Below are 18,045 nucleotides of genomic sequence, written 5' to 3'. Positions count from 1 at the left end.
CACGAACGTACGCCCCATATATTTAAAGATTACTTACCGGTGAATTGGCTAAGGTTATCTTTATCTACGCCAACGTACGGTACGCGGACGATTTTGTTTTCAATTTTCCAGGTAGTGCCATCAGCGGCACCTTTACCTTCAGCCAGGTTTTTCGCCAGATCGAAGGTGGCTTTCGCCTGGTTGTTGGCATCGTTCAGCACGGTACCTGCCATTGCACCGGATTTCACCAGCGCCAGGGCTTCCGGCAGGGCGTCGACACCGAACACAGGGATGGAAGATTTGTTGTGCGCTTTCAGCGCTTCAACCGCACCCATCGCCATCGCGTCGTTGTTGGCGATCACGACTTCAATCTTGTTGGCGTTCGGGCCAGACAGCCACGCGTCCATTTTATCTTTCGCCTGAGCGGTATCCCACATTGCGGTATCCAGCTGCAGCTGCTGAGTTTTCAGGCCTTTATCGTTCAGCTCTTTGATAACATAGGTGGTACGCGCTTCCGCGTCCGGGTGGCCGGGTTCGCCTTTCAGCAGGACGAACTGAATCTGGCCATCTTTGTTCAGATCCCAGTTCGGGTTTGCCGCCCAATGTTTAGCAATCAGGTCGCCCTGGATAATACCGGACTCTTTTGAATCGGTACCGACATAGAAGGCTTTGTCATAGCTATCCAGCGCTTTACGCGAAGGTTCTTTGTTGAAGAAAACGATCGGCACGTTCTGGCCGCGCGCTTTTTCAATCACCGTGCCCGCAGCTGCCGGGTCAACCAGGTTGATCGCCAGCGCTTTCACGCCTTTAGCCAACAGCACGTCAATCTGGTCGTTCTGCTTGGACTGGTCGTTCTGGGAGTCGTTCATCAGCAGCTGAACATCCGGGGCAGATTTGCCGTCTTTCTCAATCGCCTTGCGCACAACGGACATGAAGTTGTCGTCGTATTTATAGATAGTCACACCGATACGGGTATCGGCAGCGTGCGCTGCGGCACCGAAAAACATACTGGCCATCAGAGCAGACAGGGTTAACACCTTCTTATTCATGGTATCTCCGGTTTTATTATGCAGGGTAGTACGGGTGAAAATAGTCGGCGGGCATGGTTAATGGAATGTTACCACCCGACGAAATTCACTGATCAAAATTTGTTCTTCCGTGTTGAGTAACGATCCAGAGTACGATTTATTCTGTGTTTGCAGCTGGTCTACGCTATAAAAAGTGATTAATCACCGTTACATCATGTTTCAGCCTGATAAACGCTGCCACTATAGCCATCGCGATGTTAACAATCTGTGAATTTACTCACAGATTGAAAACGGTTACATCGGATTAACAATTTAGTTCGTGATGGGATGCACAAATTGCCGCAGGGCCACCGAGTGGCGGCGAACCAGGGTTGGCATAAAGCAGTGCGTAGCGTCGCCGTCGAGCTTCCCGGCTGCGCCGAGCAGCGCCAGCTCCGTGGCCTGTTTTGCCATAGAAACAATCGGATAGCGGACGGTGGTGAGTTGAGGATCGGTATAGCGCGCAATCGGGATATCGTCAAAACCAATCACCGAAACCTGCTGCGGCACCGCAATGCCGTTATCTTTGAGCGCGCTTAGCGCCCCGGCAGCCATGTTGTCGTTGTAGGCAAAAACCGCCGTCAGCCCGGCGTTGCGCCCGAGCAGTTCAACCATTGCCGCCTCGCCGCCCTGCATGTCTGGCGTCCCGGTGCCAACCCAACTGTCCGGCGCCACGATGTTCTGCTCCAGTAAGGCTCGCGCCCACCCTTCCCGGCGCATGTCGTCGTCTTCGATGTTGTGACTGGAGGCCAGGTAGCCAATACGCTGATGGCCATGATTGAGCAGCATTCGGGTGCCCATCAACGCGCCACTGACGTTGTCGAGGCAAACGCAGCGGTGCGCATAGCCGGGAACGATACGATTGATCAGCACCATACCGGGCATTTGCGCCATAAATTCAGCCAATTCCCGGTCGCTTAGCGCTTTTGAATGGACGATCAGCGCGCTACACCGCTGGCGTATCAGCACTTCAATGGCGTTACGCTCTTTGTCCGCTTCGTGATAGCTGTTGCCAATCAGCACGTTTTTTTGGTACTGCTGGGCCACCGTATCAACGGCTTTCACCAGCGCACCAAAGAAAGCATCGGAGACATCCATCACGACCACGCCAATGGTATCGCTGACCTGTGTCGCCAGCGCCTGGGCGTTAGCGTTGGGCCGATAGCCTAACGCGGCAACCGCTTTCATCACCGCCTCGCGGGTATCCTGACTCACCAGCGCGCTGTTATTCAGCACCCGGGAAACGGTAGCAACGGAAACGCCAGCCTGGCGCGCGACATCACGAATGGTGACCATACTCACCGCCCGATTGAATAGTGCTGCATTTCACGTGACACCTCCTGGGTCCATCAAGATGCGCTATTCTGGCAGCGAGCTGGCGGCAACTACGTGAGGGCGGTCACACGTCTGGAAACGGTTACATCCATTTTGTTAATGGTTGTGATCTCGATCGTTATCTAAATGTATTGCGGAATGAAACGCCAGCGGCTTTTGCCGTCAGCTGCCGCCATAGCCATTCCACCGGCCCCTGACGGAATCGGCGCAGCCACAGCATGGAAAAGAGAATATTGACCAGCCAGACAGGAACCACGAAAGCCAGCAACGTCAGGCGGTCGAATTCCATAAACAGACCGAAATGATAGAAGAGCGTGGTGCAGATAAGCGTTTGTAGCAGGTAGTTGGTGAGCGCCATGCGGCCCACGCAGACGACGGCGGCGGCAAGTTTAGAACGGCTGATTTGCGGCCAGTAGCCATAGGCCAGCGCCGCGTAGCCCAGCGTCTGGATGGGCGCGCTGATTTCCCGCGGGGCCTGTAACAAGAAAGCGCACCAGCGGTAGTCCCAGCCGAGATGCCACTGTGCGGCAATCGCGGGCAGATTAATCACCATGCCGAGGGGAATGCAAAGGGCCGCACAGCGGCGATAATGACGAAGGCTGAACTGCCCTTTCAGCCAGCCGCAGCGCATCAGCGCCGCCCCCATCAGCATCATGCCCGCCAGCTGCCAGCCATACTGTGCGCCCAGCGCCAGCAGGTTAGCGGATAACATATCGGCGCGATTGCTGAACGCCTCCAGGCCGCCGTTCAGCTTCCAGTAGTGTTCATACAGCAGGCTCGAAGCATCCGGTATCCATGAGCGGCTCTGCCCCGTATCGGCAATCAGCCCCAGCAAGATAAGCACCGCCACGCCGACCATATAGAGCATCACGCCGGTATTAAACAGCGCTTTGACTTCACCTGCATCCCGTACCAGCCGCCAACAGATAAGCCCCACCAGCGCGTAGGCCAGCAGAATATCGCCGTCCCAAAACAGCAACGCATGGATAAAACCCAGCAGCGCCAGCAGCGTTAAACGGCTTTGGATCCAACGAGAACCGCGCGGTAGCAATAGCTGTAGCCCGGCGCCAAACAACAGCGCGAAGAGAGTCAGGAATTTGACCTGGGCAAAGAGATCGAGAATAGCCCACGTCCAGGCATCGCGCGAGGTGACCTCGCCATACCAGGCCGGGTTAAGATAGGCGGCCTTCGGCAAGCCGAAGGCGCTGATGTTCAGCAGCAGGATCCCAAGAATGGCAACGCCACGAATAAAATCCAGCGTGACGTTTCTCTCCATGTTCCCTGCTCCGCTGACGTATTAGTTGTGGTGACGCACTGCGCGCAAGAACTCCTGGCGGGTGTTCTGGCTGGACTTAAACAGACCGCCAAGCGACGTGGTCGTGGTCGCACTGGTGGCATCGCGAATGCCGCGCGCTTTCACGCAGTAGTGCACCGCGTCAATAGAAACCGCCACGTTGTTGGTCCCCAGCAGCGTTTGCAGCGCGGTCAGAATTTGCTGCGTTAAACGCTCCTGCACCTGTGGGCGCTGGGCGAAAAACTGCACGATACGGTTAATTTTCGACAGACCAATCACCGAATCTTTCGGGATATAGGCGACGGTCGCTTTACCATCAATAGTCACGAAATGATGTTCACAGGTGCTGGTTAGCGTGATGTCACGCACCGTCACCATTTCATCAACCTTCATTTTATTTTCAATGACGGTAATTTTCGGGAAATTGGCGTAATCCAGACCAGAGAAAATCTCGTCCACATACATTTTGGCGATGCGGCGCGGCGTTTCCATCAGACTGTCATCACTTAAATCGAGATTCAGCAACTGCATGATCTCAGTCATATGTCCGGTAATCAGGCGCTTTCGGGTTTCATTATCCATTTCGCGCACCGGTGGGCGCAGCGGAGTTTCCAGACCACGGGCGACCAGCGCTTCGTGTACCAGGACCGCTTCTTTACTCAGTGATGACATTATTATTTCTCCTGCAGGTGTGCACTTTGCTTTTGTCGGTGCAAAGTTTGCACTCATTGTGCGTGAGGCGACGCACAGAATCCAGTATTCGTCGCGATAATTATTGCAATCGCTCTTACCTTTCAGACTTCGGGCGCCAGACCAGCGCGCCGCCAATCAACAGCGCCACTGCGGCAACCCCCAGCGCGGGCTCCAGTCGTTGGGTCAGCCAGGTCGAGAGCGCCGAAGTCATCGGCCCTATCAGCTGTCCGACGGCATAACCGGTGGTCAGCAGTCCGGCCATATAGCGGGCGTGATTTGGCGCCAGCTCGCGGCCATACAGTAGCGACAGTTGAACGGCGGCCAGAAAACCGCCGCCCACCAACAGCGCCCCGCACACCAGCCCGCTGATTCCCGGCAGCAGCCAGGCCATTAGCACCCCCAGCCCCTGTAACCACAATACGACCGCCAGACGCTGATAAGCGTGACCGTATCGACGCAACGCGATACTCAGCCCAATACCTATCATGCTCGCCAGGCCGAACACCGGCCAGATAAATTGTGCAAACAGATTCTCAGGAAAACGCTGGCTCGCCATTTGCGATAAAAAGGTGGCGGGCAGAATATAACCAAAGCCCGCCAGACTGTAACTCCACACCAGGCGCTTCAGATTGACGGTTAACGTCAGCGGATCGGGTTTTTCACCGCTACGGTGCAGCTCGCCGGGACGCGGCAGCCAGCGGCCAATCAATGCCACCAGCAGCAGCGCCAGCACGCCGTACAATTGCCATCCCGCCGCCGCACTCAGCGACTGCGCGTGGATAAAGACCGCCAGCAGACCGCTTATCGCGATCCCCGCCCCCGGCCCGGCAAACACCGCCGCACTGAGCCCCGGTCTGGCATAACGCGCTAGCCGTTCATTGACCCATGCCGCCGTCAGCACCATCGCCCAGCCGCTCATGCAGCCGATGACAAAACGTAGCGCGCCGTGCAGCCAGGCGTTATCCGCTAACGCGGACAGAAAGGTCAATGCCACCGCACCAATGATGCCAAGATACAGCCGGGCCTCAACGCCGCGATGGGTACGCATGGCATCCCAGGCTCCCACCAGATAACCCAGATAGTTAAGCGCCGCCACCAGCCCGGCGCTGGTCAGCGTCAGCTCACCTTCCGCGATCATCAGCGGCACCTGAGGCGTAAAAGCAAAGCGGCCAATCCCCATCGTGGCCACCAGCACCAGAAAGCCGCTGAGCGCAATTCGTACCGGCATGAAAGCCTCAAATGTGAATGTAAAGTTATCTTTATGATGCAACATGTAAATGTTATGCGGAAGTGAAAGTTACTCACCAGCGATGAATTATCTGTATGATGGGACTATTAATTCTGACCAAAACCGCGAGGAGCCCGCATGGAAATGCTTGAAGAGCACCGCTGTTATGGCGGCTGGCAACAGCGCTGGCAGCACCATTCCACCACGCTGAACTGCCCGATGACGTTCAGTCTGTTTTTGCCACCGGAAGGTAAAAAAACGCCGCCGCCGGTACTGTACTGGCTGTCCGGTCTGACCTGCAATGACGAGAACTTCACCACCAAAGCGGGCGCGCAGCGCGTTGCCGCAGAATTAGGTATTGTGCTGGTCATGCCCGACACCAGCCCACGCGGTGAAGGCGTGGCGAACGATGCCGCTTACGATCTTGGCCAGGGTGCTGGCTTCTATTTAAACGCCACCCAGGCGCCGTGGGCCGCACACTTCCGCATGTATGATTACCTGCGTGAAGAACTGCCAACGCTGATTCAGGAACAGTTCAACGTGAGTGAACGCTGCGCCATCAGCGGCCATTCGATGGGCGGCCATGGCGCACTGATGCTGGCGCTGAAAAATCCGGGCAAATATTGCAGCGCCTCGGCCTTTGCGCCCATCGTCAACCCGAGCCGTGTGCCCTGGGGAAAGAAAGCCTTTAGCGCCTATCTCGGTGACGATATCGCCCGCTGGGCCGAGTGGGACAGCACCGAGCTGCTGCTGGCAAGCCGCGCTGAAGCGCCGATTCCGCTGCTGATTGACCAGGGAGATAACGATCAGTTCCTCGCCGACCAGCTACAGCCCGCGGTGTTTGCCGAAGCCGCGCGGCAGAAAGACTGGCCGCTCACCCTGCGCATTCAGCCGGGTTACGACCACAGCTATTACTTTATTGCCACCTTTATTGAAGACCATCTGCGGTTCCACGCCGAGCATCTCTTTGCGTAGTTCGGATAAGCGTAGCGCCCCGTCCGGCAATGCCCTACCCTGCCGGATGGCGGCGTAAACGCCTTATCCGGCCTACAAATTAGCGCCCGGCAGCGTGTAGGGATATGCCTTGCGATACTGCAACGGCGTTTTACCCATATTCTTGCGAAAACAGGTAATAAACCACGCGTATTCGGTAAAACCGACCCGTTCAGCAATTTCCCGCACCGAGAGCTGTGAATGCAACAATAATTCGCAAGCCTGACGAATTCTCCGCATCATCAAATATTCCTGAATCGTGCCGCCGGTCTCATCATGAAAACGCCGCGAGGTGTGTCCGCGCGAACAGCCCATTACCGCCGCAATCTCCTCCAGCGAACAGCGTTCGTGGTAGTGATTTTCCAGCCAGCGAATAATGGTCGATGAAAAGGTATTATGCCCGGTCGCCTGCTCCTGCTGCGGCAGCAGACTAATCAGCTGCATAATCAGAAAGGCGCTGTCGCTGGTGCTCCAGCTCTCCTCGTGGGTCAACGTTTCAAAGCGTTGTAACAGCGTTTCAATCACCGGCTGCAGGTCACCAACGTCAAACACCCGCGCCTTCTCACCGCGCCCACACAGCTGGCGCAACAGCATCTGCTGACGAGGAAAATCCCGCAGCCAGGGTTCCAGCAGCAGCGGGTTAAAGTGTAGGGTCGTACGATGGTAAAGGTTACGTTCATCCTGCTCGACGTACACCTTGTGCAGCTTGCCGGGCGGAAAAATAAACAGGCGCCCCGGTTTTACCGTGTACTGCTGGTGCTCCATCAGCGCAATCCCAACGCCACGCGACACCGAGAGAATCTCCGCACACTGGTGCCAGTGATAGTAATTGGCGGGCATATTCTGCATCCGATTGAAATAAATCGATTTATCGTTGAGATGGATCTGCTCAAGATAAGTCGTGTCTTCCGTTCGCTGGGAGTGAGCCACCGCGTTTGCCTCGAATGTTAATAAACTTAAACTTTCATCATCGAAGTAAAATTTTCAGGCCAAAATACGCCATAAAATTATTTTTAATTACCTGACATGCGTAAAAGTAAGAGCGCAATCACATTTGCCTGCCTGCGCAAATTCCTATTATTCGTCCGCCATCAACGATATGAAACGGGATTTCATCATGCGGACGAAACAAGAATACAGTGCACAAGTAATACGTTGGATTACGGCAGCGGTTCCCCATCTGTCGGCCGATTGCACGCGCCTTCACGCAGGAAACACCGCTGCGCAATACCCGGACGAGGTTGCCGGAATGGAAGGTTTTATTCGTCTGCTGTGGGGGCTGTTTCCACTGGTTAGCGGCGGCACAACGCCGGAGTGGCACGATAAATTCATTACCGGGGTGCGTAACGGCTGTAACCCGCAGCATCCCGGCTACTGGGGCGATGTTGGCGATAACGATCAGCGCTGCGTTGAGATGGCCGCGTTTGGTTTCGGTCTGGCGCTACCGAACAACGGACTGTGGCAGGCGCTGTCCGCCGCTGAGCAGGATAACCTCGCGCGCTGGCTCAGCCAAAGCGCGGATGTCGCCGTGCCGGACAATAACTGGCACTTTTTCCCGGTGCTGATTCAACTGGGTCTGAAGTGCGTTGGCCGTGAATATGACATGGCGGTGATCCACCGACATCTTGATGCCATCGAACCTTTCTGGCTCGGCAACGGCTGGTACTGCGACGGTAAAGGCAAGCCGCGCGATTACTACATCTCCAGCGCCTTCCATTTCTATGGCCTGATCTACAGCCATTTTATGCAGGACGTCGACCCGGAGCGCTGCCTGCGCTACCGCCAACGAGCCCAGCAGTTTGCCCTGGATTATCGCTATTACTTCACCGCCGACGGCGCGGGCATTCCGTTTGGCCGTAGCCTGACCTATCGCTTTGTGCAGGTCGCCTTCTGGAGCGCCGTGGCGTTTACCGGGCTGGACGTCTTCACGCCGGGCGTGGTGAAAGGGCTGATTTTGCGCAATCTGGAGCACTGGCAGACGCAACCATTCCTCGACGCCGACGGTCTGTTTACGATCGGCTATGCCTACCCGAACCTCATTATGGCCGAAGACTATAACAGCCCCGGCTCACCATACTGGGCGCTAAAGGCAATGCTGATTCTGGCATTACCGCAAGAGAGCGACTTCTGGCAGGCCGAGTGCGAACCGCTGCCCGCATTGCCGACCATTCACCCGATTCCCGAAGCCGGGCAAATCATCGTGCATAGCTGTGAAAACCGCCACGCCTGGATGCTGATGTCCGGTCAGTTCGACAAGAACAACTTTGTCAACTTTGAGCAAAAATACTGCAAATTCGCCTATTCCAGCCAGTTCGGCTTCACCCTGGAGCGCGGGCGTTATGGGCTGAATCACGCCGCCGTCGATTCCATGCTGCTGTTCAGTGCGGGGGATGACTATTATCGCGGCCGCCGCGAGTGCGACAGTTCGCAAGTGACCGCGCATTGGGTACGCAGCGAGTGGCGTCCGTGGGACGACGTCGAGGTCACCAGTTGGCTCATCCCGCTGGAAAGCGGCCACGTTCGCATTCATCGCGTGAACACACCGCGAGCGCTGAACTGCGTCGAAGGGGGATTTGCCGCCAACCGTCATCGCCAGACGCGGCTCGAACAACTTGCCGATGCAGCCACCGTGCAAACGGCAGATGATTACAGCCAGATGGTGAATCTTTACGGCAATCGCCAATCGCTTGTCGTTACCACGCCGCCAAACAGCAATGTGCTGTATGCCGCACCCGCTGATATTCCCTGCCTGTCCGCGTCGCTGAGCCCCGGTACCCACTGGCTGGCCTGCTACGTCAGCGCTGACCAGGGCACCGCATGCCCGCTGCCGGAGGGGCTGAATTTTGACCCTGCTACACCACAAGTCACCGTGAACGGTAACCCGTTCACGCTGGTATAAACCTGACCTCTGAATCACGGCGGAGACCGTAATGACAACCACAATTCAGTCGACTCGTTCGGCGTATATCAAGTTAAGTCTCTTTGTTTTCCTCTTTACCTTCACCTGGGCGGCAAGCTTCGGCCTGTACGCCATCTGGCTTGGCGACAAAGCCGGGCTGGACGCTGTCGATATTGGCACCGTGTTTGCGGTGAATGGCGTATTCGCCGTGGTGATTAAGCCGGTGTACGGCTACATCATGGATAAAATCGGCATGAAGAAGCACCTGCTCTATTTTGTCTGTATTGTCTCGGCGCTGATGGCCCCCTTCTATATCTGGATCTACCTGCCGCTGCTGCAAAGCCACTTTATCAGCGGGATGATCGTCGGCGCGCTGTTCTTTAGCCTCGGCTGGTATGCCGGCGTCGCGGCGGAAGAGTCCTATGTCGACCGCTTCAGCCGCCTGTACGATATGGAGTTTGGTCGCATCCGTATGTGGGCGGCGCTGGGCTGGGCCACCGCCTCGTCGTTCTCCGGCTTCCTCTATAACATCTCGCCTAAAATCAACTTTGCCATCAGCAGCGTCTCGGCGCTGTGTATGTTCGCCGTGCTGCTGACGCTGAAGGTGGACCATTTCGGCCAGGAGGAAAACAACGTCCTGTCGAAAGATAAGATTGTGATTACCGACGTGCTGCACCTGCTGACGAACCGCAAATTCTGGATGTTTGCGCTCTATATTGCCGGCGTGGCGTGGATGATGTTTATCGCCGAGCAGCAGTTCTCCCGCTACTTCGTCACCTTCTTTGCCACCAAAGAAGAAGGTAACGCCATGTTCGGTTATATGAGTACCGCCCAGTCCGCCGCCGAGTTCTTCGGCATGATGCTGGTGCCCGCCATTATCAATCGCATCGGTGCGAAGCAGGGGATGCTGCTCACCGGGCTGGTGATCAGCCTGCGTTTGATTATCTCCGGCCTGACCAGCGACCCGCTGATTATCTGCCTGGTGAAACCGCTATACGGCATTGAAATCGCGCTGATTCTGGTGTCGGTATTTAAGTATATCGCCGAACATTTCGACAAACGCGTTAACGCCACCATGTACCTGCTGGGCTACCAGGCGATGATTTACGTCGGTTCTATTGTGGTCGCGCCGCCTGCGGGCTACGCCTATCAGACCATCGGTTTTGAGCATACCTATCTGATTATGGGCATTATCGCCCTGGTCTTTACCGGCGTATCCGCCCTCACTCTCTCTGCCTGCTACAGCCACAAGAAGCACGCTGTAGGCCAGGAAATCAAACACGAAGCGATTAATTAAAAACGGGAATATGACAGCATGACGTCTGAAACGATCAGCAAAGAACCGCTCGCCTGCCAACCGCTCCAGCCGGGCGAACGTGAAGCACTTGGCCGTAAGATTCGCGGGATAATGCCCGACCTGCTGAAAGCAATTGAGAGCAACGCGGACTACTTTGGCCAGCGTTTTCCGGATGCGGCCTGCGAGAAAGGGATCTATCCCATCATCGACAATATTGAGTGGACCACCAGCTTCTGGACCGGCCAGCTGTGGCTGGCCTATGAATGGACCGGACAGGCGCGCTATCGCACGCTGGCGGAGCAGCATATTCACTCGTTCGGCCAGCGGATCGTCAACCGCGATCATACTAACCACCACGATCTCGGCTTCCTCTACAGTCTGTCATGCGTGGCGGGCCAGCGCCTGACCGGCAACCGCGAAGCGGGCTATATCGCCCTGCTCGCCGCCGAAGCGCTGATGGAACGCTATAACGAAAAAGCCGGGATCATCCAGGCCTGGGGCGAGCTGAACAACCCCGAACAGCAGGGACGTATGATCATCGACTGTAATATGAATCTGCCGCTGCTGTACGAGGCCAGCCGCGCGAGCGGTGACCCGCGCTACGCCGAGGCGGCAAAGCAGCATATTGAGCGCGCACGTCGCTATATCGTGCGTGAAGATGGCTCGACCTTCCACACCTGGTATATGGACGTTGAGACCGGCGCACCGCGCTTTGGCAATACCCATCAGGGCTTCTCCGACGATTCCTGCTGGGCGCGCGGCCAGGCATGGGGCGTTTACGGCTTCCTGCTGAACTACCTGTATACCGGCGACGAACGCCTGCTGGAACTCAGCCAGACGCTGGCAAACTACTACCTGAATCGTCTGCCGGACGACCTTATCTGCTATTGGGATCTGGCGCTCACCGACCCCACCAGCGAACGCGACAGTTCGGCAGCCGCTATCGTCGCCTGCGCGCTGCTGGAATTGGTGAAACATCTCCCGGCCACGCATCCGGATAAGGAGAGCTACGAAACGCTGGCGCTACGCATGATCGGCAATATGATCGACGGTTATGTGAATCGCGAGCATACGCCGGGCCAGGGGCTGCTGAAGCATTCGGTGTACTACTTCAAAGGTGGAATTGGGGTGAACGAGTGCTGTAGCTGGGGGGATTACTTCCTGATGGAAGCGATCACGCGTGCGGTGCAGAACTGGCGTAGCTACTGGTAAGCGAGCTTGCCCGATGGCGCTACGCTTATCGGGCCTACGCGAGCGCGCAATATGGTCGCGCCGGGTTAAATCCGGCACGACCATCATCACAGGTTAGAAGCGGTAATCCACCGCCATAAAGTAGCGACGGCCATCTTCGTTGTAGCTGTAATCGTCACGCGACAGATCTTTGTCGCCCAGGTTCAGTATGCCCGCACGCAGCTTAACGTCTTTGGTTGCCTGCCATGCCCCGCCAAGATCCCAGGTGGTGTAGCCGCCCGGCGTTTTGGAGGTTTCGCTCACCGCACGCTGCTTGCCGTTATAGCGGGCCGCCAGATAGAACGACCAATCCTGTAGCGGCGTCCAGTCCAGACGCCCGTTAGCGGTATGGAACGGCAGCTCCTGTAGCGGCTTGTCTGCACCGTTGCTCCGATCGCGACCATCGTTATAGGTATAGTTCAGCGTCACTTTCCAGGCGTCGCCAACCGGTACCTTCAGCTCGGTTTCGACACCACGAATACGCGCTTTATTCACGTTATAGTAGGAGAAGACCGGCACGCCGTTATCAAAACCGACAAAGTTCGGATAGCCCGGCGCGGCATTGCGATCGCGCGTACGGCTCACGTTAATCATATCGTCGATATCGTTCTGGAAAGTGGTGACGCTACCCTGCACGCCTTCCAGCCAGCCTTCTTCCCCCTGGTAATAAAGACCGATTTCATAGCTTTCGCTGGTTTCCGGTTTCAGGTCCGGGCTACCGACAATGCGACAGCCGCCGCGGCACGAGTTGGAACTCCAGTCCGGGCTAAGCTGAAGCAGCGATGGCGCTTTAAACGCGGTTGCCCAGCCCCCTTTCACCGTTAGCGTATCGGTGGCGCTATACACCAGATACGCACGCGGGCTCCAGTGATCGCCGTAGGTCTGGTGATCGTCCATGCGGATCCCGGTGGTCAGCGCCAGCGGTTCGAAGATGCGCCACTCGTCTTCGAGGAACAGCGCATACTGGCTGGCGGAGGTTTCGCTGCTGGAACCGCCGGTCAGGTTGACCGGATCGCTCAGCTTATCGTGACGCCATTCGCCGCCAAAGGTCACCAGTTGATTAATCGCCCCCAGCGGCAGCACGTATTTGCCGTCGATGGTATTACTTTGCGATGTGATATTACTGCTATTCCCCGGATTCTTGTTGACCACCTTTTCGCCGTAATACTTCAGTTCGCTGTTACCCAAGTCCCAGCGCCCGTTGTGGCTCAGCGAGTAGTTCTGGCGCTCCAGACGGTTGCGGTCGAGAGAATCGGAATCACGATCCTGGCGGTCGAAGCCGTAACCGGCGGTGATGTCGTTATTTTCATTCGGCGTCCAGGCAAACTCCACGTTACCATCGCGGCTGGTGTAACCCTCAATGCGCGGTGATTCGCCGGTCGTGCTGGTCGTCGAGCTCTGCGGACTATCCTTTTCACGCTTCGACAGACTACCGAACGCCTTCATGCCCAGCACGCCGTCCACCAGCGGGCCGGAGGTGAAGAACTGGCCGTTCCAGGTATCGCCGCGATCGCGATGTTCCTGAATGGTGGTATCGGCAGTGACGGAACCGGTCCACTTCGCGCCGATTTTTTTGGTGATGATATTCACCACGCCGCCCAGCGCATCGGAGCCGTAGAGAGAAGACATCGGGCCGCGCACCACTTCGATACGTTCGATGGCGTCAACCGGGATCCAGTTCAGGTCGAAGTCGTTGTGGCGGAAGACGGCATTACGCGAGTTAACGCGTTTACCGTCGATGAGAATCAGCGTATAGCTGCTGTCCAGGCCGCGAATGCTGACGCCCTGACGGTTATCCCCCTCGTTGGTGAGCTGGACGCCCGGCACTTCTTTCAGCACATCTTTCAGGTTCTGCACCGGCTTGCGCTGCAGGTCTTCCTGGGTAATGACGCTGATACTCGCGGGAGCATCCTTCACGCTTTGTTCGGTAGCCGCTGCCGTGACGACCAGCACTTCATGATTATCTGCGGCCGCTGCGGGCAGCGTCAGGGACATAACGGACGCGCACAGCCCGCCCCGAACGATGGGGTTTAACCTAAACATTTCCTTTCTCCATGAGGTGAATACTGAATTAAAACAAAAGGGTCTTACTCACAAATGCTGCTTGGTACCGCTGACTGACGGTCTGTTTTTATGCAGATGTGGCTGGTCCCTCCGGTATCGTCTTCACCGGGATAAGGAAGTGGCTTCATCCATTTGTATGGGCAAGGATGATAAAAGTAATGATAATAATTATCAATTAAGATTGTTTAAAGTTATGTCAAGACGTAACAAAACATCGCGCATAAAAAAACCTCTCCGAAGAGAGGTTTTTGTTATCACCGGGAACCCGACGCGCTATTTCTTAAAGCGTTCCGGGAAGTGCATTTCGCTATAGCGAACAAAGTGCGTACCACGGGTCAGCTTATAGCCGAACCAAATAACCAGGAACAGCGGGATACCGATATAGGTCGCCGCGACGCCGCCCCAGTCGATGGTATCGGCGAGGAACGCTTCGTAGTTCTGGCCCAGCGTGATAATCAGGCACAGCACGAAGGCGAAGATCGGCCCCAGCGGGAAGAACCCGGAGCGGTACGGCAGGTTGTTAATATCGTGACCCTGCATAATGTAACCGCGGCGGAAGCGATAATGGCTAATCGCAATCCCCAGCCAGGCGATAAAGCCGGTCATCCCGGAAGTGTTCAGCAGCCACAGGTACACGGTCTGGTTGCCAAACATCGACGTCAGGAAACACAGGCCCGCAATCACGGTGGTCGCATACAGCGCGTTACGCGGCACGCCGCCACGGGAGAGCTTCGAGAAGATGCGCGGCGCTTTGCCGTCACAGGCCAGGGTATACAGCATACGGGTAGAGGCGTACATCCCGGAGTTCCCCGCCGACAGTACCGCCGTCAGGATAACCGCGTTCATAATTGCTGCCGCAGAGAGCAGACCCGCATGCTGGAACACCAGAGTGAACGGACTGACGGAGATATCTTTCACGTCATTTCGCAGCAGGCTTGGGTCAGTGTACGGAATAATCAGGCTGATGATCAGAATCGCGAACACATAGAACAGCAGAATACGCCAGAACACCTGACGCACCGCGCGCGGAATATTCTTCTCCGGATCTTCAGATTCGCCCGCCGCAATACCGATAAGTTCGGTACCCTGGAAGGAGAAACCGACGATCATCGCCACGCCGATCATCGCCGACAGGCCACCGGCAAACGGCGCGTCGCCGGTTGTCCAGTTGCTCCAGCCGACCGGCTGTGCCCCCTTGAAGATGCCAAGGATCATCATAATGCCAACGACGATGAAGATAATCACGGTCGCCACTTTGATCAGCGAGAACCAGTATTCCGCTTCGCCGAAGCCCTTAACAGAGATGTAGTTCAGCAGGAAAATGACGCACAGGAACAGCGCGCTCCAGATCCAGCCTGGGGTATCAGGGAACCACCAGCTCATCACCAGCTGCGCGGCCACCAGGTCAACGGCAATGGTCACCGCCCAGTTGTACCAGTAGTTCCAGCCCAGCGCGAAGCCGAAGCCCTCTTCCACATAGTTCTGACCGTAGGTGGCGAAAGAACCGGATACCGGCATATAAGCCGCCAGTTCGCCCAGGCTGGTCATCAGGAAGTAAACCATCAGGCCAATCAGAATATAGGAAAACAGCGCGCCGCCCGGGCCCGCCTGAGAAATGGTTGCGCCGGACGCAACAAACAGCCCCGTACCGATAGAACCGCCAATGGCGATCATCGTCAGGTGACGCGCCTTGAGTTCGCGACGTAACGCGGGCGCTTGTGTGGTTTTCGTTTCGGAACCCATGTGAAAATGCTATCCATCCAAAAAATGAGGCGCGATTGTAGCAGACGATTTCGCTATATCACGGTAGAAATGCGCAGTTATAAGAGACCTTCATGATTGGTCTCTTATTATAAGTAAAGCATCCACTGGCCGTTTTAGATATCGCAGTACTGCAAAAAGCGCTTCAAGGCATTAGAAAGATGCTTTTGTCGATGATGAATGCGCCACAGCGTGCGGCTCAGCTTCGGCAGTGGGATAGTCACCTCCTTCAGCGTACCGGCCTCGAGCTGCTCGGCAATCACCCGCCGCGACAGACAGCTGAGGCCCAGGTCGTGGCGCACCGCGTGCTTAATGGCCTCTGAGTTACCCAGCTCCATCCCCATCTGGAACTGCGGCAGATGTGAAAGCAGTAAATAATCAACGATTTCACGCGTACCAGAGCCTTTCTCACGCAGGATCCACGGCACCCTCGCCAGCTTATCCAGCGTGACCTCGCCCTGTAGCCAGGCGCTGTCTGGCGCGGAGAACACCACCAGCTCATCCTCCAGCCACGGCTCGGCGATAATATCCGCCGAATGGCACGGCCCCTCAATCAGGCCGATATCGACGCGGAAATCGGCCACCGCGTTAATCACGTCCTGGCTGTTGCCTACGCTCAGCTCCAGCGGTAATGAAGGGAAATCTTTGCGGTAACGGGCGATAACCCCCGGCAAAATGTAGTTGCCGATGGTACTGCTCGCATAAACGCGGATGGCGCCGTTATCTTCACGAAACAGCTGTTCAATTTCGCCCGCCTGCTCCAGCAACGCCAGCGCGCGCGGATACAGCAGCCGTCCGTGTTCATTGACCACCAGCCGCTTGCCGACGCGGTCGAACAGCTGAACGCCGAGCTGACCCTCAAGGTCGGTGAGCGCCGCGCTGACCGCCGACTGCGACAGCGCCAACATCTGCGAAGCCTGTGTCGTCGAACCGCTTTTCAGCACTTCCGCAAAAACTTCTAATTGCCGCAGCGTGATATGCATATGTTTTCAGCCCGCAAGAGCCGCCCTTACCAGTTATTACGATTAATTATAAATATATAATCAATTTTACCTTTTAACCAGCCGGGCGTAACCTTTTAGCCAGACAAAGGAGAAGGTTATGACACAGGTCACCTTAGAAACGCATCATCATCGCGGTATCAAACATTTTATCCCTGGGCTCGCACTTAGCGCCGTCATTACCGGCGCAGCAGTCTGGATCGGTAATATTCCGGCCGTAGCAGGCGTCGGTATGAGCGCACTGACGCTGGCCATCCTGTTTGGGATGGTGATTGGTAACACGATTTACCCGAAACTCTGGCAGTCGTGCGACGGCGGCGTACTGTTCGCCAAACAGCATTTACTGCGTCTGGGCATCATTCTTTACGGCTTCCGTCTGACCTTCGCCCAGATTGCGGACGTGGGCGTAAGCGGAATTATTATCGACGCGCTGACGCTGTGCAGTACCTTTATGATGGCCTGCTGGCTCGGACAGAAAGTGTTCGGTCTGGACAAACACACCAGCTGGCTGATTGGTGCCGGTAGCAGCATCTGCGGTGCTGCGGCGGTACTGGCAACCGAGCCTGTTGTTAAAGCCGAGGCGAGCAAAGTGACCGTAGCGGTCGCGACGGTAGTCATTTTCGGGACGCTGGCTATCTTTATCTACCCGGCAATGTACCCGCTGCTGGCGCACTGGTTTACGCCTGAAACCTATGGTATTTACATCGGTTCTACCATGCACGAAGTTGCACAGGTGGTGGCAGCCGGTCACGCGGTGACGCCAGAAACAGAAAACGCGGCGGTGATTGCCAAAATGCTGCGTGTGATGATGCTGGCTCCGTTCCTGCTGTTTATGGCAGCGCGTGTAAAACAGCTGGCTCCGGCAGGCGCGTCGCAGAAAAGTAAAATCACGATCCCATGGTTTGCCATCATGTTCATCGTGGTCACTATCTTTAACTCGTTCCACCTGCTGCCCAACAGCATTGTGCAGATGCTGATTACGCTGGACACCATCCTGCTGGCAATGGCCATGGCGGCGCTGGGTGTGACCACTCACGTTAGCGCACTGAAAAAAGCCGGTGCAAAACCGCTGATGATGGCGCTGGTACTGTTCATCTGGCTGATTGTGGGTGGCGGTGCGATTAACTTCGCGATTCATTACCTGATGGCATAATCGACAACGACTAACCCCCCTGAACCCGCTATACTCTCCCCTTTTGAGTAT

The 18,045-nt window shown here is 56.2% G+C and carries 14 protein-coding genes; 5 read left to right on the top strand and 9 right to left on the bottom strand.

Going from position 1 to position 18,045, the window contains the following annotated elements; translation table 11 throughout:
* Positions 1-29: 29 nt before the first annotated feature.
* The 5 genes from mglB to ABTW00_RS07980 all read right to left on the bottom strand — a co-directional run bounded on the left by mglB (position 30) and on the right by ABTW00_RS07980 (position 5,596).
* Entirely contained in the window at positions 30-1,028 is a 999-nt protein-coding gene (gene mglB / locus ABTW00_RS08000) for a galactose/glucose ABC transporter substrate-binding protein MglB (RefSeq protein WP_064544116.1), read from the bottom strand.
* A gap of 291 nt (positions 1,029-1,319) precedes the next feature.
* Complete coding sequence (gene galS, locus ABTW00_RS07995; RefSeq protein ID WP_433640050.1) at positions 1,320-2,342, bottom strand: HTH-type transcriptional regulator GalS; 1,023 nt, start codon at positions 2,340-2,342, stop codon at positions 1,320-1,322.
* A 157-nt stretch (positions 2,343-2,499) separates the two neighbouring features.
* Entirely contained in the window at positions 2,500-3,657 is a 1,158-nt protein-coding gene (gene yeiB / locus ABTW00_RS07990; protein ID WP_433640048.1) for a DUF418 domain-containing protein YeiB, read from the bottom strand.
* A 21-nt stretch (positions 3,658-3,678) separates the two neighbouring features.
* Positions 3,679-4,347, bottom strand: coding sequence for a GTP cyclohydrolase I FolE (gene folE / locus ABTW00_RS07985; RefSeq protein ID WP_064544110.1), 669 nt, complete (start codon positions 4,345-4,347; stop codon positions 3,679-3,681).
* A 115-nt stretch (positions 4,348-4,462) separates the two neighbouring features.
* Positions 4,463-5,596: a YbfB/YjiJ family MFS transporter gene (locus ABTW00_RS07980; RefSeq protein ID WP_433640046.1), complete on the bottom strand. Its 1,134-nt coding sequence runs from the start codon at positions 5,594-5,596 to the stop codon at positions 4,463-4,465.
* Positions 5,597-5,734: 138 nt separating this feature from the next.
* Between ABTW00_RS07980 and fghA the strand changes: the two genes are divergently transcribed.
* Complete coding sequence (gene fghA / locus ABTW00_RS07975; protein WP_065357698.1) at positions 5,735-6,571, top strand: S-formylglutathione hydrolase; 837 nt, start codon at positions 5,735-5,737, stop codon at positions 6,569-6,571.
* Positions 6,572-6,643: 72 nt separating this feature from the next.
* On the opposite strand, the gene ABTW00_RS07970 is transcribed toward fghA, so the two are convergent.
* Entirely contained in the window at positions 6,644-7,519 is an 876-nt protein-coding gene (locus ABTW00_RS07970; protein WP_065357699.1) for an AraC family transcriptional regulator, read from the bottom strand.
* Positions 7,520-7,688: 169 nt separating this feature from the next.
* On the opposite strand from ABTW00_RS07970, the gene ABTW00_RS07965 reads away from it, so the two are divergent.
* The 3 genes from ABTW00_RS07965 to ABTW00_RS07955 are packed head-to-tail and all read left to right on the top strand — an operon-like array spanning position 7,689 to position 11,997.
* A complete protein-coding gene (locus ABTW00_RS07965; protein WP_433640043.1) occupies positions 7,689-9,488 on the top strand; it encodes a DUF2264 domain-containing protein in 1,800 nt (599 codons plus the stop codon).
* Positions 9,489-9,519: 31 nt separating this feature from the next.
* Positions 9,520-10,785, top strand: a complete 1,266-nt coding sequence (locus ABTW00_RS07960) for an oligosaccharide MFS transporter (protein ID WP_065357701.1) — start codon at positions 9,520-9,522, stop codon at positions 10,783-10,785.
* A gap of 18 nt (positions 10,786-10,803) precedes the next feature.
* The gene (locus ABTW00_RS07955) at positions 10,804-11,997 is read left to right on the top strand and encodes a glycoside hydrolase family 88 protein (protein WP_433640041.1); all 1,194 of its coding nucleotides are present in this window, start codon (positions 10,804-10,806) and stop codon (positions 11,995-11,997) included.
* A 93-nt stretch (positions 11,998-12,090) separates the two neighbouring features.
* Here ABTW00_RS07955 and cirA read toward each other — a convergent pair whose 3' ends face one another.
* The 3 genes from cirA to yieE all read right to left on the bottom strand — a co-directional run bounded on the left by cirA (position 12,091) and on the right by yieE (position 16,823).
* Positions 12,091-14,058 carry a catecholate siderophore receptor CirA gene (cirA, locus tag ABTW00_RS07950; RefSeq protein WP_064544098.1) on the bottom strand — a complete coding sequence of 656 codons (1,968 nt, stop codon included), beginning with the start codon at positions 14,056-14,058 and terminating at the stop codon, positions 12,091-12,093.
* A 294-nt stretch (positions 14,059-14,352) separates the two neighbouring features.
* Positions 14,353-15,822 (bottom strand): amino acid permease, encoded by a 1,470-nt coding sequence (locus tag ABTW00_RS07945; RefSeq protein WP_064544095.1) that lies wholly within the window; start codon positions 15,820-15,822, stop codon positions 14,353-14,355.
* A 134-nt stretch (positions 15,823-15,956) separates the two neighbouring features.
* On the bottom strand, positions 15,957-16,823 hold the full coding sequence (gene yieE, locus ABTW00_RS07940; RefSeq protein ID WP_433640038.1) for a DNA-binding transcriptional regulator YeiE: 867 nt from the start codon (positions 16,821-16,823) through the stop codon (positions 15,957-15,959).
* Positions 16,824-16,941: 118 nt separating this feature from the next.
* Between yieE and ABTW00_RS07935 the strand changes: the two genes are divergently transcribed.
* Positions 16,942-17,994, top strand: a complete 1,053-nt coding sequence (locus ABTW00_RS07935; protein WP_065357707.1) for a YeiH family protein — start codon at positions 16,942-16,944, stop codon at positions 17,992-17,994.
* Positions 17,995-18,045: the final 51 nt, after the last annotated feature.

The sequence above is a fragment of the Kluyvera georgiana genome (genome assembly GCF_050990895.1).
Lineage (GTDB): Bacteria > Pseudomonadota > Gammaproteobacteria > Enterobacterales > Enterobacteriaceae > Kluyvera > Kluyvera georgiana.
The sequence above is the reverse complement of the archived record's forward strand: the minus strand, read 5'-3'. Positions and strand labels throughout refer to the sequence as shown.